Below are 22746 nucleotides of genomic sequence, written 5' to 3' on the forward strand. Positions count from 1 at the left end.
AATTAAAAAAGAGGCCCGGATGAAATATCAGTATAAGTTACTTCATCCGGGTCTTTATTTTTTCTGCTATACCGTTCTTTTAATCATATTCTCCGTATAGGTCGCGTCCTGACTGTTGCCGACGAGGACGTCTTCCTTATCCAGCGCGGCGAGGGTTTTCATTTCGTCGTCCGTCAGAACGAAGTCGAAGATGTCCGCATTGTTTTTGATGCGGTCGGCATGAGAGGATTTGGGCAAGACGGAAATGCCCGACTGAACGAGGAAGCGCAGCGCGATTTGGTGCGGCGTCTTACCGTATTTTTGAGCCGCCGCCGTAACGGCATCCTCTTTATACATGTCCATGTTGCGGTTGCGGCCGAAGGGGGAGTAGGCCTGGTGGGCTACACCGTAGCGGCGCATGACGTTCTGTAATTCCCGATACTGGCAATAGAGATGCGTTTCAACCTGATTTACGGCCGGCGTGACATCGTTAAAGCAAATGAGGTCTATGAGCTGGCTGGGCATGAAGTTGGAAACGCCGATGGAACGGACGAGGCCGTCATGCTGCGCCTTTTCCAGAGAGCGCCAGGCCTGATAGACATCGTTGTACGGCCAGTGAAGAAGAACAAGGTCCACGTAATCGAGATCCAATTTACGAAGTGATTCTTCAAGGCTTTTGCGGCACTTGTCGCCGGGAAAATTGGAAAACCAAATTTTGGTCGTAATAAAAAGGTCGTTGCGCGGCACTTGGCAATGAGACAGGGCTTTGCCGACGATTTCTTCGTTTTTATAGGCCTGTGCCGTGTCGATAAGGCGATAGCCGCTTTCAATAGCTGTAATGATGGCTGTTTCATCGGCCTTCGGATCGGTCAGCTGATATGTGCCGAAGCCGACGAGAGGCATTTCATAGCCCGTATTTAAGGTGCATGTTTTCATAGTAAAGACCTCCTATTTCTTTTTCTTCAGCGCGTAATCCTTCATATCCGCAACGGCACCGCCTGCGACGGCCCATAAATACAGGGACGCAACGCTGCAGTAAGGGCTGAAGCGTCGTTTGTATTTAGCGAAAAGCTTGCGGTCGATACGGCGGCGGTGGTAAATCATGCGCAGACCGCGCTGAAGGGCCAGGTCGTCAAAGCTGAAAATATTCGGCCGCTCGAGGCAAAAAAGCAAAATCATTTCGGCCGTCCACACGCCGATTCCCTTCAGGGACGAAAGTGCTTTTATAGCCCCTTCATCAGACATTTCGGTGATGCGGGCCAAGTCGAATTCCCCGCGGTTTATTTTTTCGGCAAAGTCTTTGATGTAGGCGGCCTTGCGAAAGGAAATGCCCGCTTCCTGTAATTCGGCCTCCGTTACACCGGTAACGGTTTTTGCCGTTACCGGACCTAAGCGTTCATTCATGCGCTGCCAAATAGTCGTCTGCGCCTTCGTGGATATTTGCTGTCCCACAATATGATGAACGACGGAAGCAAATAAATTACTGTCCACTTCCCTGTCAATGTGGCCGATTTTTTCTATGACAGCCCCTAAGCGGGCATCCCTGCTTCTTAAATAAGCGACCTCATTGTCGCCGTAGCGAAAATACACGGTATTCACCTCACTCCTTGTATTGTACTGCAGGCAGGCGAAAAGAAAAAGATATTCGAAAAGCATGGGAACGGAAAAAGATGTGTTTGAATGAAATGGGATGTATAGATATAAATGATTTTGTGGTATACTATGCGTGAAGACGGTTCAATAATGTCAAAACGGTATAGAGTTTTAATCAGGCAACCGGTTGTTGGGGAGTGTATTGTGTATCAATCGAGTTTTACATATCATGACTTTTTTGGAGGCAATACATTGCTTGTCATTGTGCCTCATCAGGATGATGAGATGAATATGGCGGGAGCTGCCATATATGGCGCTTTACATGAAGGAATGACCGTATATTGCGCGTACTTTACTGACGGTGATTATGAATATCCGGCATGGCTGCGACGGCGGGAAGCGGAGCGTATGGCAGTACGGATTGGATTGCCGAAAGAAAATCTTTGTTATTTAGGATTTCCCGATCGCGGACATGAATTGGGAATATATAAAATTACCGAAGCAATTGAAGCGATGGAAACCTTGTTATTGAAAATTCAGCCTGATGCCGTAATAGCGACGGATTGTGACACACATCCGGATCATAAGATATGCTCGGAGGCATTTGACCAAGCAATTCAAAACTTGTCTTCTCGCGGCGCGTTGTTGCCGACAATGCGCGTTTTCAAGGGTTTTGCGTATGCAACGGGATATGAAACTGTTGATGATTTTAATGCGCTTAACTTGAAGTCGACTAAAATTAACAGACAATTGTTATCTGAAGGCTGTACGACGGAAAACCCGGATTTAGAGTGGGTTGATCGCATCCGGATTCCCGTACCGGAGGATTGCCGCAGCTTGGATTTAATTCATAATCCCGTTTTCTCGGGCATGTCCGCTCATGAATCGCAGCGCGCATATAAAAGAGGACGCCGCCTTATAAACGGAGATAATGTATTGTGGCAAGTGTCTTTAAGACGATATAAAGAAACTTATAAAGCGAATACGTATAAATATTGTCATATACTTGCAGGAAATGAATTTATGTACGACTGGATACTATATCCCGGAGAAACTGTGCCGGTTATCAATGCATATGTATCTAATGCCGGTATAGATGCAAAGGCGTTGCGATGGAAGATTAACGACCGCGTGATTGCGTCTGAAAAAGTACAGCCGGAGATTACCGGTCAACTTACAAAAGAGGCAATAAGAATTCGGTTGGAGATTGCAGGAACAGACGCTTTCTGTGAAGTTACGTTGAGAAAAGGGACTTATAAAGATTTATTTTACCGATGGTATGTGCGGTTACGCAATTGGTGGAATTATCAACGGGTTCGTCAAGAGTATAAACGTGCTTGGCGTACCGTACAGGCCTATCGAAAATGATGAACGCATACATAAAAGATTGCCTGAATATACTTGACGGCTGAGTAAAGGATAATGGCAGTATATGGAGACAAGTCGACAAAATCCGCTTATTTCGATTATTGTACCGGTATATCGAGTAGCAAAATATCTCGGAAGGTGCATTGAGAGTATTCAAACACAAACGTATTCCGATTGGGAACTTATATTGGTGGATGACGCCTCTTCCTCGTCTTCTTTCCCCGCTGATGAGAGCGGAATGATTTGTGATGCCTATGCAGCACAAGACAGCCGGATTCGCGTTATTCATCATGCAAAAAATCAAGGTGTCAGCGTTAGCCGGAACGATGCATTACAAGTCATGAGCGGTGATTATGTCGTATTTATTGACGGGGATGATTACGTAGCGCCTACTATGCTGGAAGAATGTTTACAGGAGCTCCTTGATAAGCAGGTGGACGTCGTGATCTTCAATGTTGCTATTGTGGAAGGCGGCGAAATCAGACCATATCCGATGAATACGAGTTGTATGATTAATCGTGATACGACATATCGTGCGTTGATTGAAGATAAAATTCCCTGTTATTTATGTAATAAGTTTTTTAAGAGGTATTTATGGGAACATATTCGTTTACCGGCAAATACATTTTATGAAGATTTACTGATTATGCCGACAGTATTTCAACAAGTCAAGACTGTTTCGTATTTACCGAAAGTATTGTATTACTATAATTGCAATAATGAAAATTCAATAACCTCCAATTTAAGCGCCAAAAGTAAATATGGCTTATTTGCCGCTTTTTTATCGCGTCAGCCTTTAGCTGCGGCTGAAGGAATGCATGGATTTGTGCAATATGCAAGACATCGCGCTATTCGCAGCGCAGTCGGATGCATGGGTTTTCATTTGGCCCGCGGGGAATTGACAGGTGTACAGGTGAAGCACTTGCTTGCGTATTTAAAGAAAGAGGAAGCGGCTCCGGATCGGCCGAAAATCGGATTGAAATATGAACTGTTACTTTATGGCGCTTTACATCGACGATGGATTCCCAAAACCTACGGATATTTCATGTTTGTTTTTGAAAAAATTAAACAGATTGCACATATAGGATAAATAATTGGAAAATATCGATTATTTTGCGGTACTTGAACGAATCGACGGGAAAAGTAGTTCTTGGCAACTAATGACATAATCAAAATATAGAGGAGGCGTGACACTTGACAAAAATGCAGGTTGGTCTGGTTATACTGGCCGCGGCGCTCGTGTCGGCCGGGCTTATGCGGGGAGAAGAACTGGCCGTTTTACAAAAGGGAGCCTTCGTTTGTTTGGAGTGTATCGGCCTTGGTTAGGCGCGGCGTCATTCAATTTATCAGTACTATCGTGTGCAATGCCAATTGGCGCAGTTTTCGGGACGGTACGGTCTATACGGGAAAGACTAAATCTTTCTGTGTGCCGGGCCTTAACTGTTATTCCTGTCCCGGCGCTCTCGGTTCCTGCCCCGTCGGTTCTCTGCAAAGCTCCCTGAGCGGCTTTCTCCCGCGCATTCCTCTTTATGTTTTGGGCCTTCTTGTCCTCTTCGGAATTCTCTTCGGCAGAGTTGTTTGCGGCTTCCTGTGCCCTTTCGGCTTTTTTCAGGAGCTTCTCTATAAGCTGCCTGTCCGAAAGGTAGGCAAATCAGCCTTGACGAGAAAGTTTACATACGGAAAATACGTATTTTTGGCACTTGTTTGTGTCGGCCCACCGGCGGCGTATGTTATTATCGGGCTGGGCGAGCCGTTGTTTTGCAAGTATATTTGTCCTGCCGGAACGATTGAGGGGGCCGTACCGCTCTTTATTGCCAATGACGGCCTTCGCAGCGCCGCCGGTATGCTGACGGCATGGAAAGGTTTTTTGGCGGCTGTTCTTGTAATGGTGAGTATTGTCATCTTTCGCCCGTTCTGCCGCTTTATTTGCCCCTTAGGTGCGCTATACGGCTTTTTTAACAAATATTCTTTACTGGGGATTGCCGTTGACAACAATCGTTGTGTTAACTGCGGCAGGTGCGCGGCAGTCTGCAAATCGGACGTGCGCATTGCCGGCGACAGAGAATGCATTTCTTGCGGCGACTGTATAACAACGTGTCCCGTAGATGCCATATATATGAAAAAACCGATATCACGTCGGATGAAGGAGGAGAAAAATGATTAAAAAATGTATTTCCATGGTGGCCGTACTTACGTGCCTCGTCTTTTTGACCGCCTGCGGTTCGGAGCAGAAGACCGATGCGGTACAACAGCAGCCTGCAGGGCAGACGGAAAAAATAGAAACCGGCATGACGGCACCGGATATGGAGCTCGTTGCCTTTGACGGGAAGAAGGAGAAGTTGTCCGCTCTTTATGCGGATGGCCCCGTATTCATGAACTTCTGGGCGTCCTGGTGCCCGCCGTGTGTACAGGAAATGCCGGATATTGAAAGGGCGTATAACGCATACGGAACGAAGATTCATTTTGTTTCCGTCAACTTGGATACGAAGCGTGAAGACGCGCAGGCCTTTTGGCAAAAAGGCCGGTTTACCATGCCCCTTTATGGCGGCGACATGAACCGTGTCGGTAAGGATTACCACATTACGGGCATTCCCGTATCGGTTCTCATCGACAAAGGCGGTAAAATTTTGGACGTTCGCGTCGGCTCCATGTCGGGAACGGAGCTGGAAGCATTTCTTAAACCGGCCGTAAACAAATAAACTTGCGGTCGGGAGCATGTTTTTGGAAGCGGCAGGAAGGTAACGGCATAAGAATGTCTTTTTGAGGGCTATACAAAACACGGAAAAAGCGTGTGCCGAAAGTAATCGGTACACGCTTTTTTTGTGTCCTATGAATTTAGACATTGAAGCGGAAGTATGTCACGTCGCCGTCCCGCATGGGATAGTTTTTTCCTTCCAGGCGGACAAGTCCCTTTTCCTTGGCGGCCTGTTCGCTGCCGCAGGCGATAAGGTCGTCATATGAGATAATTTCGGCACGAATAAAGCCGCGTTCAATATCCGTATGGATTTTGCCGGCCGCTTTTTGTGCGTGCGTTCCTTTGACGATGGTCCAGGCGCGTACTTCGTCGGCACCGGCTGTGAAGAAGTTGATGAGGCCCAAAAGGGAGTAAGCCGCCTTGATGAGTTTTGTCAGGCCCGCTTCGGGAAGACCGAGCTCTTCGAGGAACATGGCCGCTTCGTCGTCGGGGAGTTCCGCAATTTCCGCCTCAATCTTTGCCGATACGGCTACGACCTGCGCGCCTTCTTTGGCGGCAAATTCGGCAAGCTGCCGGACGTGCGGATTTTTATCGGCTGCGGCGGCCTCTTCTTCAGCCACGTTGGCAATATAAAGGATAGGCTTTAAGGTAAGCAGGTTGAGCTCTTTCAGCAGAAGCCGTTCATCCTTGGTCAACTCCGCCTTACGGGCGGGTTCACCGTTTTCCAGGCAGGCCGATATCTTTTCCAGAACTTCCAGTTCGGCTTTCGCGTTCTTGTCACCGCATTTGGCTATTTTCGTGACGCGGTCGACCCGTTTTTGCGTTGTTTCCATGTCGGCCAGGCAGAGCTCCGTGTTGATGATGTCAATATCGCGAATAGGGTCGACGGATCCGGATACGTGTGTAATGTTTTCGTCTTCAAAACAGCGCACGACCTCGGCTATGGCATCGGTTTCTCTAATATGGCTGAGAAACTTGTTGCCCAGTCCTTCGCCCTTGGAGGCGCCGGCAACGAGGCCTGCAATATCGACGAAGCGCATGAACGCCGGAACGGTACTCTTGGGGTGATACATATTCGTCAGGACCTTGACGCGTTCGTCCGGGACTTCGACGACGCCCACGTTCGGCTCAATCGTACAGAACGGGTAGTTGGCCGCTTCGGCGCCGGCCTTGGTAATGGCATTGAAAAGCGTACTTTTGCCGACATTCGGCAAGCCTACAATGCCGACTTCTAAGTTTGTGCTCATGAAGATCACCTTTATCGTTTTTATAAGGAGTGAGCGCGGAGTTCTTTGCCGCTGTGCGGAGAAATCCAAGCAGGCGGAATATCGAAGACCGTGAACGCGCCGACGGAGCCGTTAAGTGCAAGGCGATGGATGCCGCGGGCATAGGCCGTAAGGACAGCTCCCGTAAATTCGGGATTGCTGTCAAGTTTGAGGACATATTCGACAACGTGCTTTGTTCCTTCTGTCGTATCACCGCTGCGCATGACGAAACCGCCGTGAGGGATACCCTTGTGATTGCGATCCAATTCTTCCTGTGAAATGAAATGAACGACTGTTTCATAACCGACGAAGTAATTCTTCATCGTCTTGATCTCCCGTTCAATCCGATTCTTGTCGGCACCGTCCGCCGCGACGACATAGCAGTCGCGCAGGTGGGCGTCCAAGGAGGTTACATCCGGCGTTTCACCGTTGCGAATGGCGTTTAAGTACTGTTCCTTGGGCACCGTATACTGACGGGCATCGACGACGCCGTCAATGCGGCGAATGGCGTCGGAATGTCCCTGACTGACGCCGCGGCCCCAGAATGTATAGGTTCGTCCCTGGGGGAGAATACTTTCGGCAAAGACACGCTGCAGTGAAAACATACCGGGATCCCAACCGCAGGAAATGAGCGCCGCCGTGCCGCCTTCTTTAGCTGCCTTATCGACGTTGCCGAAGTGTTCCGTAATGCGCGGATGCGTATCGAAACTGTCGATGCAGGTGAAATCTTCGGCAACGGCAGGTGTCTGTTCAATTAAGTCCGTAGCCGAGCCGCCGCACAATATCATGACGTCGATTTTTCCCTTAAAGCCGGACATTTTTTCCATCGCGTAAGCGGGGACGCCGCTTACTGTTTTTATGCCGTCACGACGGGAAAAGACGCCGATTAATTCCATGTCCGGCTGCAACTTGACAGCCGCTTCCACGCCGCGGCCGAGATTGCCGTAACCGACGATACCGATGCGAATTTTATTCATTAGTTTGCCTCCTGAGATTAGTGAATTAATATTTTTAAAATCTTGGTTTATATTGTAGCACCGGGATTCTCTTTTTGTATAGAACTTAATGTAAAAGAAAGGTAAAAATGTTGCTTTTTATGCATATTTAATATTTCATGGGGTAAAACAAAGAAATCTGCAGGAAAGAACGGCAATTTCCGTATTCAGAGGACCATAATTGTGGTATCCTGAACTCAGGACATCTTAACCGGGAGGTGGGGATAGATAAGGGTATGTGCCTTTTGTATACTGAACATATATTAAGAACATACGAAAGGTCGTGTTTATACATGGAATCGTTACAAGAACGGGTGCAGGCTTATTGGGATAACCGCAGTGCCGACTTCAGTGCCGTGCGTCAAAAGGAGTTGAAAGGCATTGACGGGGCGGCGTGGCTTGATTATATACGGAAATTTTTGCCGTGTGAAGGTACGCTTGACGTTCTCGATATCGGCACGGGTCCCGGGTTTTTGGCTATTCTGGTGGCAGCCGCCGGCCATCGGGCCGTGGGTATGGACATGTCACCACTCATGCTGAAAGAGGCGAAGAAAAACAGTGAAAACTATGGTGTTCACGTTGACTTTATTCTCGGCGATGCACAAATGCCGCCTTTTGAGGAAGCTTCCTTTGACGTAATTGTCTCGCGGAACGTGACCTGGAACCTGCCGGACGTGCACGGTGCTTACACCGGCTGGTACGGTCTCTTGCGTCGCGGCGGTGTATTGCTCAACTTTGATTCCAATTACGGGCCCGTTGACTTTGCGGCCAATGCGGCCGAACCGAATAACGTCCATAACGAACTGGATCGGGAGCTCCTTCGCGAGTGCGCCGTCATTAAGGACTCGCTCGCTATCAGCAAGGAAGCACGGCCTCTGTGGGATATGTACAGGCTGAAGGAGATCGGTTTTACAGAGTGCCGCTGCTGCGGCGACATACGGGAATTCGTGCGCAAAGACGAGATGATGCGGTATGATTCGGAGCCGCTTTTCTGTCTGTATGCGCAAAAGAAAGGATAAGGAAATTTCTGCAATGGATAAGGAACAGGTGTATTTTGATAATTACGCGGAAAACTGGGATCGTGACAGGAAAGCGGATCGGGAAAAAATAGAGCGCTTACTGCGATGGTGCCGCATCGAGAAAGGCAGCCGCGTCCTGGATGCGGGCTGCGGGACAGGCATCCTTTTGCCCTATTTGCATGACCTTGTCGGCGCAGGCGGTCACATAGACGGTATGGACTATTCGGGACAAATGGTGGCAAAGGCGGTCAAGAAATTCGGTCATTATGACAATATCGACTTTATTGAAAAAGATATTTTGAAGTATGCCTTTCCCGATGAAATTTATGACACTGTCATTTGTTTTAATCTGTACCCGCATGTAAGCCGTCACAGGGAAGCGTTCGTCAAAAAAATCGCCAAGGCCGTCGTTCCGGGCGGACAGCTTGTCATTATGCACGATATTTCGCGTCGGGCCGTACAGGCCATACAAAAGCAGGGGCCTGCCGATTCGGAAGAATTGTTGCCGCCTCTTGATGTAGTCGGCACGATGCTCGTCAGTGCGGGCTTTACCGTGACTGCCGCCGTAGATGAAGGAGATCTCTATTTCATTCGAGCGAAAAAGTTGCATGACATTGAATGCGGAGATACTCCGTTGAAAGCGCACGGTCATGCGCATACTCACCCTCATACGGAGACGAAGGCCGTTTTAAACCGTCTGGCCAGAATAAGCGGTCATATAGAGGCGGTCAAGCGTATGATCGAAGGCGGCCGTGACTGCACGGAAGTGCTGACACAGCTTTCCGCCGTGGACTCGGCCGTTGTCAGTGTGAGCAAGGTCATTTTAAAGGATCACATCGACCATTGTATTGTCGACAGCGTGCGCCACAACGATATGGAAGCTGTGGAAAATTTGAAACGTGCTGTCAATACGTTTATGAAATAAGAGGAAAATCGCCATGGACATACTTTCGTCACGGTTCATTACGAAGGAAAAGAATATTCATATTTCCTGCCCGGCTTGCCGCAGAGAAGGTCGGTTTCACGGCTTTGAGCGCATTGACGGCGACTCGTTCATGCGCCTGCGCGTTCTGACGGACGGCAGCCTGTTTATGTACGACTGCCCGTACTGCGGCGAGACCGTGCGGGTGGAAGCGCCGTGTCTCTATGTGGATAAAAAGCGAAAAATCGCCGTTTGGAATATGCCCGACCGCACATTTGAGATTACGCCCGAGGCGGTGCGAAAGGAGACGGACGGTGAAACTTTGAGACTTTATGAATGCCGCTTTACGCGGACCTGGGGCGAGATGCGCGAAAAAATCGTGGAAATGGAAAGCGGCATGGACGACAGGCTTTGTGAAATCATCAAATACGGCGCTTATAATCTCGTCAAAGAAGAAGACCGCAGGCTTCTGCCTTTGGAATCGTATCATATCGACTATGCAACGGATGGGCGCGAACCGAAAAAATTATCACTTGTATTTATGCGTTCCGATAAGCCCGATGAAGGGTATATTTACACAATTACGGACAAGCTCGTCGAAGTGACGCGCGACGTATTTCAGCCTTTAATCGAAGGCGTACCGTCATTAAACGAAAAGGGCAAGTTCCAACGCTTTTCTTACGACTGGGGGCAAAAGTTTATAGAACAGGTCATTGCCGCAGCTTCGCAAAAGGAACGGCAGGAATACAACCGACTCCTCGGTTTTTGGATCCACACGCTCGGCAAGGAGCTCTTCGGCATGGATATCAAGCCCGTAGACGAAAAGAACGGCAATTAGGCGGCACGGCGGCATCTTTGGGAAGTACCTTTTGATAGAGGAGAGACTATGAACGCGTACAGCATTTCGAGTTTGAGTGAAATTTTGAGCGACGCCTTTCGTCAGGAGCGGTTTTTGCGCTTTGCCGGCATGACGGAGGCAGACATTCGGCGCCTCTTGCCCCGGGAAAAACAGGAGGCTTTAGCGGCCGCGGCAGTTACCGCCGTCGGCGAGGATGGGCGCTTTGATCTTGCCCTTATTCCGGACCTTATGGGGAAATACGTGGAAGAGATGCGCAAGGAGCCGCCTGTCGGCTGGCTGCGCTACTGCTATTACTACATATTGGCGCAAATTTACCCGGAAAACGTCGCCTTTTGGACGGATGACCGGTTGGAAGAAGTTCTGCAGGACGACCCGGTGTATAAGACGGGGCGCGTTTTATTGCTGCAGGTTCTGCGCGCACTCTTCCGCTATGAAAAGAAATATCTGCCCTTTGATCCGACGCGGGAAATGCATTTTCTTTCGGAAGAGGAAATCGTAAAACATGATTTTAATTGCGAATACCTGCGCCTGCGCGAAGTGATCACGGAGCTGTATATTTACGAGTTTATGCGCATCGGCAGCGTCATTACGCCCTTTGATACGCTCGGTCATGTCGGCGGTGTCCACTATGTGGCTACTTATGCGGCGCGGCAACTCTATCATGCCGGCATTCCCGTCGATTTGGGTCTCGTGTCCGGTGCGGCCGCGACCCACGACATCGGCAAATACGGCTCGAAAAAGAGCGAAGAACGGCGCGTGCCGTACTTGCATTATTTTTATACGGACCTTTGCTGCCGCCGTATGGGTATCCCGGTTATCGGTCATATTGCAGCCAACCACTCTGTCTGGGACTTGGAGCTGGAAAACCTCTCCGTCGAGTCGCTTCTCCTCATATATGCCGACTTCCGCGTCAAGAGCAAGCGCGCAGACGGCAAAGAAACGGTCTGCTTCTATACGCTTGCCGAAGCGTTCGACGTCATTTTGAGCAAGCTCGATAATGTGGACGAAAAGAAGAAACAGCGATATCAGAAGGTCTATGCGAAGCTTGCCGATTTTGAGGCATACATGAAGGAACTGGGCGTGCAGACGGATCTGCCGGCAGACTTTGCGGACGAACCGGCCGAATATACGCCGGCAGTGCGCCCCGAGGCGGTTCTCCTGGAAGGAGAAGACGTTGTTGCCGCCTTGAAGTACGCCGCCATTGACCACAACATAAAACTCATGAATATTTTCCAAAAGGAAAATGAGTTTTCCCGTCTTGTTGAAGCGGCGCGCAGTGAACGCAGCTGGAAAAACGTGCGCAATTACATCAGCATTTTTGAAGAGTATTCGACTTATATGACGGAACGGCAGAAGCTCATGACCTTGCAGTTCCTCTATGAAATACTGGCCTATAAAGACGTGGATATTCGCATGCAGGCGGCACGATTGATGGGCGTTATTGTTGCCAAGTTTACGGAGCATTATTCCAAAGAACTGCCCGAAGGCGTGACGCTGCCCGCAAAGGATGTAACCGGCGTGTCGCTCTTTGCCAATTACCTGGCCGTCATGATTAAGCCCGGCTGGCGGTTTACGTCACAGCACAGAACGTGGATTGCCTACTGCCTCGGCACCTTTGTGCAGGCCGTCCTGCAGCATTGTGACGATGCGGAACAGGCCGGGTACGTATCTCTCTTGCAGCCTTACTATACACGTTTCGACTATCAAAGCGAGACCTTTATCGTCCTTTTGACGGCACTCATGGAAGTGGAAGCCGTCCATGTGGACAAGTCTTTTTTGGAAACGGCCCTCGCGTTTACGGAAGCGGGTCTTTGCAGTGACGACACGAATATTAAGGTAGCCGCCCTGCGCTGCAAGGCGCACCTCATTACGAACTATGACGAAACGCGGTATTTCGAGGAGCTGTTGGCAGTCCTCAATTTGCCGGACGATGAAACTACTGTTGCCGAAAGAGAGGGCACTCTCTTTTTGGATAACCTCAAGATGGGCACTCACTGGGTCATCAAAGAGGCCAATATAGAAATTTTATTGCACTATTTGCAGGCGTCGCCCGACAGGAGCAGCGTCATGCACTTGGGAACGCATTTGGCCAATGTCCTTAAAGTGAGCGAAAATCCTTTCGTTCGCTGTGCCGCCGGGGCTGCGCTGTTGCGCGTGTCTCAGTATATGTCCTATACGCAGCGCAACGAAATTGCCGTGGAACTCGTCAACGGTCTGAAGGTCGGCGACTTGCGCATATCCAAATACGTGCCTGAATACTTGGGCCATATTATTCTGCAGTTGTCACCGCAGGAATTGGATGAATGCGTTTATACGTTGGAGATGCAAATCCTCACGTCTTCTTCACAGGTGGCGTCATCCATGATCCATACGGTCGGCGTCATGCTCGGCAGTTTCCATGAATTTTCCGAACGCTTCCCTGAAGATGCGGCGGAGCAGGAATTGCGCAAGCGGCGGCTTTTGTATATCATGCTGAAGGCTTACGCCCACTACGACAAGGAGCTCAGTCGCGATGCCTTCCGGCATTTGGGGCGCTTCGTTTTTGCCAATCCGGACCTGCCTTTAGAAGAAGTGGACTTCCTCTTTGTTCATTCGTATAAGAAGATACTCGTCCTTTTATCGGAAGAGACGGAAGAATCACTGGATTTTTACAGCAATGCTGCCGTACTGAATCATATTTACCGCTACATCGGCAATCACCAGTTCAGCACGGGCGCCTTTGTCTTTGAAGAAAAACGGAAAGTTTGTTTCTATCCGGGCACGTTTGATCCTTTCAGTCTCGGTCATAAAGCCGTGGCCGTTCAGATTCGCGATCTCGGTTTCGACGTGTACCTGGCACTCGACGAATTCTCCTGGTCGAAGCATACGCAGCCGCGCCTCATGCGGCGCAAAATCATGAATATGTCCACTGCCGACAGGGAGCGAATTTACCCCTTCCCGGACGACATTCCCATCAACATGGCCAATCCGGCGGACTTGAAGCGGTTGAAGGAAATATTTGCAGGCCGCGATTTGTATATTGCCGTCGGTACGGATGTTATTAAAAATGCGTCCGCCTATAAGGTACAGCCGACGGAAGATTCGATTCATACACTCAACCACATTGCCTTTGAAAGAGAAACGCGTGAGAATACGCAAACGGGCGGCGACATGCCGCATCCGATTAGAGGGAAGGTCATATCCCTGCTCCTCGATAAGTTTTACGAAGATATCAGTTCGACGCGGATTCGGGAAAATATCGATCTCAACAGGGATATTTCCAACCTCATTGATGCGGTGGCGCAGAATTTTATTTACGAAAACAACCTTTACCTGCGCGAACCGGCGTACAAACATGTCTTTGAAGCGAAAGACATGGGCGTCGGTACCTTTAAAGCCCGCGGGCATGAAAGCCTCTGGCCCATTCAGGATAAGCTCGTCGCCCTGGGCTATTGTGCGGAAACGGTGGAAGAGTATATTGAACGCGGTAACGTGCGGACACTGTACATTGACAGTGTTGACAAGAACAAAGCCATTATCGCATATGCGGCAGCCCACCATGTTGGGACGAAAGATCTCCATGACGAGTTCGGTGATATTCAAATCGCCTCGCATATTCGCGATGCCGCCGAAGGCAGTGTGGCGGCTATCGGCTTTATTTACGCCGATACGGCAGCGGCTATTGCCAATATCGGCGAAATCGTTATTACCGAGCTCATGTCCGAGCTCATTGCCCGCGACTATGCCTATGCCGTGTATCATCCCGTCGACCCGTCCGGCCGGAACGACGACGTCATCAAGGCTTTGAAGGATCAAGGTTTTACGGATATTGCCCCGCCCGGCGAAGAACCGCTTTATGCGGTGAGCTTGAAGGCGCCTGTCGTTATTTTCCGCGACGTCGAAACTGTGCTGAAAAATCCTTTTAATAAAAATCCGCGCGTCCTGCAGGTCCTTGATAAGGCCCATAAGCGCCTGCTTTCGGCTATGCGCCACATCTATCCGGGGAAACTCATCCTCTCTTTTAATACGAGCATCGTCCACAATAAGATCATTAAGAAGGCTGTGCGCCTGAACGGCGTGTCGGCGACACGCAGTGAAAAACGCCGCTACGGTCCGTATATGTCCGTTCCTTTCGGCAAAACGTTGAGTGATGTGCTCGTGCCCAACACGGTGACGAAGGCATTGCACCTGGAAAAATACTTCAATCGTTCCGTCCAGGGCTTTACTATGGCCGAGTCGCGCTACTATTCGTCCGTTGACAATCAGGTGCGGACCATTAAGTCTTTTAATCGGCCGGTCATTCTCATTGATGATTTGCTCCATAAGGGTTACCGTATGCAAATGCTCGTGCCCCACTTGGAACGCAATGAGATTGATATTAAGGCTGTCCTCACGGGTGTCATGACCGGGCGTGCCATGGACATGATGACGGGCCGGAAGATTAAAACGGAAAGCGCATACTTTCTGCCGACATTGGAAGTGTGGCTCAACGAACGGGACTGCTATCCCTTCCTCGGCGGCGACAGTATTGAGAGCGTCGAAGCGTTCGAAGGGTATAGCTCCAATCCCTTTATCAACCTTGTCCTGCCTTACGTGAAGCCGGGATTTATCGGCGGCGGCGATGATAATGCCATTTACATTTACTCTATGATTTGTCTGGAAAACGCTCACGACATTATGGAGGTACTCCAGGAAGAATACCAGCGCATTTATGAAAAGCGCCTGACCTTGAAGCGCCTCGGTGAGGTTGTTACGCCTCTGCGCATTCCCGACATGGATGTGGGCGTTCACTTTGACGAAAATATGAATCCGTCCCGTTTTATAGAAAATGATATTGAGCGTTTGACGCGGCTCCGCTGGAAGGGCGCGAACCGCAAACAGGAAAGGGACGGGAAATGATGTATATTCACGATTTACCCGGCGAAATCGGCGTAATTACACCCGTTTCGTTACGGGCTTTGCCGCAGCTGCGGAAAAAGAATCGTCTTCATATTGTCGCCCTCGGCGATGTGGGCATGACCATGCTCCTCGGTTTGCGACTTTTAGGCGGTGATGTCCTCGAGTATTGCGGTATTTACGACATAAATGAGAAAAATTCGGAACGGCTGGAAATGGAAATGAACCAAATTTCCTATCCCGGCGGTGAAGGGGGCCTGCCGCCCGTAAAAATCGTGGCGGAGGAAGGACTTTTCGACTGTGATGTCTTCGTTTTCTGTGCTGCTAAGGGTGTTCCCGCCTTGGACACTGTCGGAGATGTACGCATGGCGCAGCTTGCGGCTAACGGGGAGCTCGTTCGGCATTTTGCGGCCATGGCCGCGAAGGCCGCCTACAAGGGCCTTATCTGCATCGTGTCCGATCCGGTTGATCCTCTGTGTAAGGTGTTTTTGCAAACTTCAGGGTTACAGGCCGTGCAGGTGCAGGGCTACGGTCTCGGTGTCATGAACGGCAGGGCGCGTTATTATGCCGAGAGAAACCCCGAGTTCAAACAGTACTTGACGGAAGGGCGCGTCTTCGGCCCGCACGGCGGGGATCTTGTCGTTGCAAACAGTGTGGTGCACTACGATGATGACGTGTCCCGCCGTCTGACGGATCTCGTCGTTCGTGCCAATTTGGCCGTCCGCGGCCTGGGCTATAAGCCCTATATTGCGCCGGCTCTTTCGTCGGCGGCACTGTCCGTTTTACTTACCCTGCGCGGCGACAGGCATTACAGCTCCCTCTGGTTCGGTAATGCCGAAAAAGGCGCGTTCCTGGGTCTGTGCAACCGCTTTACGCCGGACGGCGTGGAATATGAAGACCTGCCTTTGCAGGACGCCTTGTACGAACGGATTAAGACTGCCTATGTCCGGCTGTGTGAATTGTCGTAGAAAGGGCGGTACACCATGCTCTATGTTATTCACCTGAGGGGGACGGGTTCATCGGAGACTCGCCTTGCCGCTATATTGCAGGCCGGCTTGAGCGGGACGGTATATGAAGAAATAAACGACCCCGATGTGTTTTTGCTCCGTGCGGCGGATTTGCAGGGGCAGGCGTGTCTCTTTGCGATTTCCCTCGGCAGGGGCGGTGCAAATGATGCATATCATCGACTCATAACGCTGCTCTATACACATACAGACTTTCTGGCCGGCGTATGTGCCGGCCTTGTTATAGACGGGCCGGATGAACTGTTCACAAAAAAAATGGGCAGAGAACTGCTCTTCATGGCCAATCGGGCAGGCTGTCTCTTTCCGGGCAAGCCTCTTGTCGAAGCGACGGGCTCCTTATATAACTTCAGCACGCAGGCAGGCCTCTTGGGCGTACATAAAAAAGAAGCCTATAAAAAGGCGGTTGCCGGGCTGATAGACAAGGTCATCTCTTTTTCCGGAACGGGTATGGGAAAAAGGGCGTGCCAACGCCTCCTTGTCTTACACGCGAGCAGTCGCGGCACGTCAAATACGCTCCTTTTGTGGGACATGGTGAAGCAAAATCTCGGTGCGTTCACAGAAATTGAAGAGATTTCTCTGCGTGACGGTGAGCTCGTCGACTGCCGCGGCTGCAGCTATGAAACGTGTCTGCATTACGGCGAAAAAGGAGACTGTTTTTACGGGGGCCTCATCGTGGACCGCGTATACCCGGCAGTAAAACGGTGCCATGCCGTTCTTCTGCTGTGTCCCAATTACAACGATGCCGTCGGCGCCAATATGACAGCTTTTTTCAATCGCCTGACCGCGCTTTTTCGCTCGGACTTTCGCGAGTTTGCGGAAAAGCGAGTCTACGCCCTGGTCGTATCCGGGTACAGCGGCGGCGATATTGTGGCCGAACAAATTGCCGATACCATGAGCTGCAACAAGAATTTTATTTTGCCGCCGCAATTTGCCATGGTGGAGACGGCCAATACACCGCGGAGCATCCTCGCCTGCCGGGGAATCAAAGGCAGGGCGGCCGCCATGGCGGCCCGTATGGAAGAGGTACTGCAGGCGGGAGCGGTCAAAAAATAGCTTGCACTGCAGCGCATTTGTATTATAATGTAGCGTGTAATGTTAATCGGTTTCATATAAGGAGTGATATATAAATGAGATTTACTGATGATTTGAAAGACCGCGTAAAGAAAGCTCAAAAAACTATCGTCTTACCGGAAACGAACAGCCGCCGCGTACTTAAGGCTGCTGAACGCGTCATGGCGGAAGGCTTTGCAAAAATTACCTTAGTCGGCAAAGAAAGTGAAGTTAAGAGCACGGCGGAAAAATTCCAAATCAATTTGGAAGGTGTAACTGTCGTCGATCCCGCGGCATATCCGAGATTGGACGAATTGTGCGCATACTTTGCAAAGCGCCGTGAAAAGAAGGGCATGACTGTAGAAAAAGCGCGTGAAATCATGACGCACAACTATACCATGTTCGCCTGCGGCCTCGTCGTCCTCGGCGATGCCGACGGTGTTGTATCCGGTGCGGCAACGACATCGGCCGACGTCATTCGTGCAGGTCTTCAGGTTGTCGGCCCGAAGCCGGGCAACAAGACCGTATCGAGTGCATTCATCCTGATTACGAATACGCCCCAATATGGTGATAACGGCATCCTTGTCCTCGGTGACTGCGGCGTTATTCCCGAACCGACGGCGGAACAGCTGGCCGACATTGCCGTGATGTGCGTCGACCGCGCACGCCGGACCGTGCAGATTTTGAATCCGAAGGTCGCTATGCTTTCATATTCCACCAAGGGAAGCGGCAGCGGCGGTACTGTGGACGTCGTACGTGAGGCTGTAGAAATATTGAAGCGGCGTAACGTGGACTTCGACTTTGACGGCGAAATCCAAGCCGACGCGGCCATCGTTCCGGCAGTCGGTGAACACAAGGCTCCGGGTTCCAAGGTGGCAGGTCACGCGAACATCCTCGTATTTCCGTCTCTTGATGCGGCTAATATCGGCTACAAACTGGTACAGCGTTTTGCCAATGCAACGGCCCTCGGCCCCTTGGTCCAAGGGTTGGCTAAACCGATTCTTGACCTTTCTCGCGGCGCATCGACGGAAGACGTTGTCGACGTCGTAGCGGTTTGCTGCTCCGATGCCATTGCGGCAGAAAAGGAAATTTAACCCGCTCCAAACTGTAAATCGGATTCGGACATGTGTGCCCGAATCCGATTTTTGCATATTTTTTAAGACTGCACATAAAAAGAGGGAGATTCATGACTGCAGAGATATACGAAGATTGCACGGGTGTTGCGTGGGAATATAGTGTGCGGCTGCATGCTGCCGGCCTTGTGCACGGTTTTACGGAACGCCGCGGCGGCGCCGGTACAGGCTTGTATGATTCATTGAATCTCTCCTTTGCCGTCGGTGATGCCGTACGGACAGTGCTGGAAAACCGCCGCCGTCTTTGCGCCGCCCTGGGATGTGACATACAGGATTTGACGACGGCGCGGCAAAACGGAGAATCTCATATTGCCGTTGTGAGCGGGCCGGAACGGGGGGCAGGTGCGGGCAGCTTCTCAGGAGCCCTGCCTCGGATAAAGGCTCTCTTGACGGAGCTCGTGCGGACGCCGCTTCTTCTCTGTGCCGCCGACAGCGTTCCGCTCGTTCTTTATGACCGGGAACGGCATGCCTGCGCTGTCGCCGTCTGTGATTTAGCGGCCTGCGCGGACGGGTTGGCCGGACGGGTCGTCGCGGCGATGGACTTCGTCTACGGTACTCGGCCGAAGCAGTTGTATGCTTGTATAGGCCCCGCCGCAACGGCGCCTTATGTAACTGTCGGCGCCCGTACGGCTGAAGCCTTGCTTAGTGCCGCAACAACGGGGCAGGCCGACTTTCTTTTTGCTGCGGACGACGGCATTCACGTCGATGCGAAAGCTTTGGTGGTACAGCAGCTTGCAGCGGCAGGTGTGGTGAGCGAAAATATAGACGTCAGCCCGTCCTGCACGGTTCAGGAAGAAGCGCGTTTTTTCTCCTTGCGGCGAGACGGCAACTTCAGCGGCAGAAACGGTATTTTCGCTCTATTGACATAAGACGGGCTTTTTTAAAAAAATGCTGGTAATTGTAAGCATAAATATATATAATAAGAACGTATAAGTTCTTTTTGTAAACGACAGGAGGATATTGCTTGATAAAAGAGAATATCGAAAGCGTACGCAAACGAATTGCCGCGGCGGCACGGCGCGCCGGCAGAGTTGATGCGGTTACGCTTGTAGCCGTCACAAAAAATCATCCTGTTGAGGATATGAAAGAGGCGGCGGCGGAAATAAGCGATGTCGGTGAAAACCGTGTGCAGGAGGCTCTGGAAAAGCAGGCCGCCTTCCCGGACAATGAGCTGAAGTGGCATCTTATCGGCCACTTGCAGACCAATAAAGCTAAGCAGGCCGTCAGGCACTTTGATCTTATTCATTCCGTCGACTCCATCCGACTTCTCGATGTTGTCGATAAAGAAGCGCAACGTATCGGCAAGGTACAGGACATACTCCTGGAAGTGAATGTTGCTCGTGAAGAAAGCAAGACCGGCATGAGTGTGGAAGACTTTCCCGTCATATGCGGACATGCGGCGGCATTGAAGCATGTATGCGTGAGAGGACTCATGTGCATGGCTCCGGATTTTGAGAATGTTGAAGACACGCGTCCCATATTTCGCATTGCAAAAGCGTTATATGATGATATGAAAATGAAGTTTCCCGACGGTCAGGTTCGTTATTTATCGATGGGCATGACTCATGATTTTGAAATAGCCGTTGAAGAAGGCGCCAATATTGTTCGCGTCGGTACGGCTATATTCGGGCCGCGAAATTACTAAGGAGGATTATATTATGGGATTGAAAAGTTTTTGGAACAAAATGACCAGCAATTTCGGCGGTGTAAACGACGAAGACGAATTTGAAACGGACGATGAGTACGAAGAAGAGGAAGAGCTTGATGAAGTACAACCCGCCCGCCGTGCCGTATCCGCGCCGCGCCGCTCTTCCTTGGGCAGTTCTCAGGCTGATCGTCCTTTAAAGATGATGATCGTCGAACCGGAAACATTTGACGACTCTCAAAACATTGCGGATTATTTGCGTGAACGAAAACCGGTAGTCATCAATTTTGAAAGCACACCGGCAGATGTGTCCAAGCGGGTCGTCGACTTTATCAGCGGTGCGACGTATGCATTGGACGGCAATATTCAAAAAGTGGGCAAAGATATTTTTCTTTGTGTGCCGAGCAATGTATCCGTAGATCACGGCAAACGGGACTACGGTGATTTTACGACACAGCTGTCGTGGAACGCGAATGACGGCGGATCGACTCATTAATAAGCGCAGGCGAAGCTTTGGTGAAAAATCGGGACAGTATTATTCGATATTATAAAAGCGGCGATAACGGGGCCTTGGCGGCGCGCCTGATTGACTTGGCCGACAGTGCCGTCAAAGGGCGGCCTTATACTGTAAGTGAGTTTGTAACGCCCGGCGCCGTGCAAATAGGCGAAACCATAAACGCTCATGTGTCGTCCTTGTTCTTGCGGACGGACGGCGGTTATAAAGGGGCCGAGCGGGTGAAGCTCTGTTTTGTGCGCGACGATTATGACGGCCCCGTACCGACGGATATTACGGCATGCCGGATTACGTGGGACGCGCGGTATCGGCTCTTGGGACATCGCGACGTATTGGGAGCTCTCATGAGTCTGGGCATTGACCGCAGCCGTTTCGGCGATATTATCATGCATGAAGACGGTGCCGTAATTTTGACGGATACGGCTCTTTTTCCTTACTTGCAGCAACATTTGGAAAAGATAGCCATGGTTTCCGTTACGGTTTCGGAAGTACCGCTTACGTCCATCCCGCCGCGGCAGGAAAAAGTAAAAGAAATCAAGACGACTGTCGCTTCATTGAGACTGGACGCCGTTGTTTCTTCGGGGTTCGGCATATCCCGCACGAAGGCGGCTGAAGCCATTAAGGGCGAACGCGTCCGGGTCAATTGGCAGCCTGCCAAAGGACCGGCTCAGGAAGTCGGCGCAGGGGCGGTTATTTCCCTGCGCGGCAAAGGCAGGATGGAATTGGTAGAGATTACGGGAACATCGCGCAAGGGGCGTACAGGTATTCTCTTAAAGCGATATATGTAACGTTTGCTGTCAGTTAGGAGGAAGTTGTCATGTTAACACCGATGGATATTCATAATAAAGAATTCAAGAAAGGGTTCCGCGGCTATGCCGAAGAAGACGTAGATACCTTTATGGAAAGTCTGGCAACGGACTACGAAAAGGTGTACCGGGAATACTGCGAATTGAAAGAACGGTGCGAATCGCTGCAAGATAAGCTCGCGCAGTATGAAAAGATGGAAGCGACTATGAACAGCACGCTCATGTTGGCCCAGCAGACTGCGGAAAATGTAAAAGTAGCGGCCCGCAAAGAAGCGGAATTGATTTTGCAGGAAGCAGAGAATAAGAAGAAGCAAATGGTCGATGAAACGTCGATTAATATGCAGACGACGCAGCAGGAAATGGACAGCCTGAAGGCCCAGGTAAATGCGTTCCGCGCAAAATGCAAGGCTATTTTGACAAGTCAGTTGCGTCTTCTCGACGATATGGCTCTTGAGGAACCGGTACCGGAAGCGCCGGAACCGGCAACGGAAACAGTGGCGGAAAACGGCTAAATAAACAGAAGTATATATGCTCTCCGGACGGCGTAAAGATGGTTGCGTCAACAGGAGAGTATATTTTTTACTGACGGAGAAGATGATGAGAAAATTACTTGTGGCTCTGGCCCTTTGCTTTATGGCGGGGAGCAGCTCGGCAGGCGCCTATAATCCGTATGCTCCCAATCCCTTCGACGCCGTGGAGAAAAACACGTGGGAATACGCGTATATAACGGAGCTGACGAAAGCGGGGCTGACAGGCGCCGGTCCGGAAAAAACAGATCCCGCTTACGGTCTTACGCGTTATGAAATGGTGCAAATGGTTGCCAATGCCGTGCGCAACCGTAATAGAGGAACGGCAGAAGAGCAGAAGAAAATTGACCGCCTGGCAAAGGAATTTGCCGACGATTTGACCTATGCGGGACTGAACCCGGAAGAAGAGGGCAATGCGGGCGTGGCCTTTGATTGGCGGGACGATACGAAGAAAAAATATTAATTATAAAAGGAAG

General features: G+C 50.5%; 22 protein-coding genes. 18 read left to right on the top strand and 4 right to left on the bottom strand.

From position 1 onward, the window contains the following. Positions 1 to 66: 66 nt before the first annotated feature. Positions 67 to 915, bottom strand: a complete 849-nt coding sequence (locus BQ2674_RS08175; protein WP_075573284.1) for an aldo/keto reductase — start codon at positions 913 to 915, stop codon at positions 67 to 69. 12 nt (positions 916 to 927) lie between these two features. Then, positions 928 to 1578 (bottom strand): DNA-3-methyladenine glycosylase family protein, encoded by a 651-nt coding sequence (locus tag BQ2674_RS08180; protein WP_205407623.1) that lies wholly within the window; start codon positions 1576 to 1578, stop codon positions 928 to 930. Between the two features lie 198 nt (positions 1579 to 1776). Here BQ2674_RS08180 and BQ2674_RS08185 point away from each other — a divergent pair, with 198 nt between their 5' ends. The 5 genes from BQ2674_RS08185 (at position 1777) to BQ2674_RS08200 (ending at position 5639) form a co-directional block, all read left to right on the top strand. Then, positions 1777 to 2940 (top strand): PIG-L family deacetylase, encoded by a 1164-nt coding sequence (locus BQ2674_RS08185; protein WP_159427209.1) that lies wholly within the window; start codon positions 1777 to 1779, stop codon positions 2938 to 2940. A gap of 64 nt (positions 2941 to 3004) precedes the next feature. Beyond that, positions 3005 to 4030: a glycosyltransferase family 2 protein gene (locus BQ2674_RS08190; protein WP_075573286.1), complete on the top strand. Its 1026-nt coding sequence runs from the start codon at positions 3005 to 3007 to the stop codon at positions 4028 to 4030. A gap of 113 nt (positions 4031 to 4143) precedes the next feature. Then, positions 4144 to 4266 (top strand): CD1871A family CXXC motif-containing protein, encoded by a 123-nt coding sequence (locus tag BQ2674_RS08670; protein WP_262359924.1) that lies wholly within the window; start codon positions 4144 to 4146, stop codon positions 4264 to 4266. Further along, positions 4259 to 5104, top strand: a complete 846-nt coding sequence (locus tag BQ2674_RS08195) for a 4Fe-4S binding protein (RefSeq protein ID WP_075573287.1) — start codon at positions 4259 to 4261, stop codon at positions 5102 to 5104. The genes BQ2674_RS08670 and BQ2674_RS08195 overlap by 8 nt, the downstream gene beginning before the upstream one ends. After that, entirely contained in the window at positions 5097 to 5639 is a 543-nt protein-coding gene (locus BQ2674_RS08200) for a TlpA family protein disulfide reductase (RefSeq protein ID WP_075573288.1), read from the top strand. The genes BQ2674_RS08195 and BQ2674_RS08200 overlap by 8 nt, the downstream gene beginning before the upstream one ends. Positions 5640 to 5775: 136 nt before the next feature. On the opposite strand, the gene ychF is transcribed toward BQ2674_RS08200, so the two are convergent. Together ychF and BQ2674_RS08210 are read right to left on the bottom strand one after the other, a co-directional pair. Then, on the bottom strand, positions 5776 to 6882 hold the full coding sequence (gene ychF, locus BQ2674_RS08205) for a redox-regulated ATPase YchF (protein ID WP_075573289.1): 1107 nt from the start codon (positions 6880 to 6882) through the stop codon (positions 5776 to 5778). A 20-nt stretch (positions 6883 to 6902) separates the two neighbouring features. Next, the gene (locus BQ2674_RS08210) at positions 6903 to 7877 is read right to left on the bottom strand and encodes a diaminopimelate dehydrogenase (protein WP_075573290.1); all 975 of its coding nucleotides are present in this window, start codon (positions 7875 to 7877) and stop codon (positions 6903 to 6905) included. Between the two features lie 311 nt (positions 7878 to 8188). Between BQ2674_RS08210 and BQ2674_RS08215 the strand changes: the two genes are divergently transcribed. The 13 genes from BQ2674_RS08215 to BQ2674_RS08275 all read left to right on the top strand — a co-directional run bounded on the left by BQ2674_RS08215 (position 8189) and on the right by BQ2674_RS08275 (position 22733). Next, on the top strand, positions 8189 to 8914 hold the full coding sequence (locus BQ2674_RS08215) for a class I SAM-dependent methyltransferase (protein WP_075573407.1): 726 nt from the start codon (positions 8189 to 8191) through the stop codon (positions 8912 to 8914). A gap of 13 nt (positions 8915 to 8927) precedes the next feature. Continuing rightward, positions 8928 to 9839: a metal-sensing transcriptional repressor gene (locus BQ2674_RS08220; protein ID WP_075573408.1), complete on the top strand. Its 912-nt coding sequence runs from the start codon at positions 8928 to 8930 to the stop codon at positions 9837 to 9839. A gap of 13 nt (positions 9840 to 9852) precedes the next feature. Then, positions 9853 to 10674, top strand: a complete 822-nt coding sequence (locus BQ2674_RS08225; RefSeq protein WP_075573291.1) for a CpXC domain-containing protein — start codon at positions 9853 to 9855, stop codon at positions 10672 to 10674. A 48-nt stretch (positions 10675 to 10722) separates the two neighbouring features. Continuing rightward, on the top strand, positions 10723 to 15573 hold the full coding sequence (locus BQ2674_RS08230) for a nicotinate-nicotinamide nucleotide adenylyltransferase (protein WP_075573292.1): 4851 nt from the start codon (positions 10723 to 10725) through the stop codon (positions 15571 to 15573). After that, positions 15570 to 16538: a lactate/malate family dehydrogenase gene (locus BQ2674_RS08235; protein WP_235828843.1), complete on the top strand. Its 969-nt coding sequence runs from the start codon at positions 15570 to 15572 to the stop codon at positions 16536 to 16538. Before BQ2674_RS08230 ends, BQ2674_RS08235 begins: the two co-directional genes overlap by 4 nt. Before the next feature lie 15 nt (positions 16539 to 16553). Beyond that, positions 16554 to 17648, top strand: coding sequence for a flavodoxin family protein (locus BQ2674_RS08240; RefSeq protein WP_075573293.1), 1095 nt, complete (start codon positions 16554 to 16556; stop codon positions 17646 to 17648). 74 nt (positions 17649 to 17722) lie between these two features. Continuing rightward, entirely contained in the window at positions 17723 to 18739 is a 1017-nt protein-coding gene (pta, locus tag BQ2674_RS08245) for a phosphate acetyltransferase (protein ID WP_075573294.1), read from the top strand. A gap of 92 nt (positions 18740 to 18831) precedes the next feature. Beyond that, positions 18832 to 19647: a polyphenol oxidase family protein gene (locus BQ2674_RS08250; RefSeq protein ID WP_075573295.1), complete on the top strand. Its 816-nt coding sequence runs from the start codon at positions 18832 to 18834 to the stop codon at positions 19645 to 19647. 95 nt (positions 19648 to 19742) lie between these two features. Then, positions 19743 to 20423 (top strand): YggS family pyridoxal phosphate-dependent enzyme, encoded by a 681-nt coding sequence (locus tag BQ2674_RS08255; RefSeq protein WP_075573296.1) that lies wholly within the window; start codon positions 19743 to 19745, stop codon positions 20421 to 20423. A 13-nt stretch (positions 20424 to 20436) separates the two neighbouring features. Beyond that, on the top strand, positions 20437 to 20919 hold the full coding sequence (locus BQ2674_RS08260; RefSeq protein WP_075573297.1) for a cell division protein SepF: 483 nt from the start codon (positions 20437 to 20439) through the stop codon (positions 20917 to 20919). A gap of 20 nt (positions 20920 to 20939) precedes the next feature. Next, positions 20940 to 21725: a YlmH family RNA-binding protein gene (locus BQ2674_RS08265; RefSeq protein WP_075573298.1), complete on the top strand. Its 786-nt coding sequence runs from the start codon at positions 20940 to 20942 to the stop codon at positions 21723 to 21725. A gap of 29 nt (positions 21726 to 21754) precedes the next feature. Then, a complete protein-coding gene (locus tag BQ2674_RS08270; protein WP_075573299.1) occupies positions 21755 to 22255 on the top strand; it encodes a DivIVA domain-containing protein in 501 nt (166 codons plus the stop codon). Between the two features lie 82 nt (positions 22256 to 22337). Beyond that, positions 22338 to 22733, top strand: coding sequence for a hypothetical protein (locus BQ2674_RS08275; protein WP_235828844.1), 396 nt, complete (start codon positions 22338 to 22340; stop codon positions 22731 to 22733). Positions 22734 to 22746 lie beyond the last annotated feature (13 nt).

The sequence above is a fragment of the Megasphaera coli genome (assembly GCF_900095855.1).
GTDB classification, from domain to species: domain Bacteria; phylum Bacillota; class Negativicutes; order Veillonellales; family Megasphaeraceae; genus Megasphaera; species Megasphaera massiliensis_A.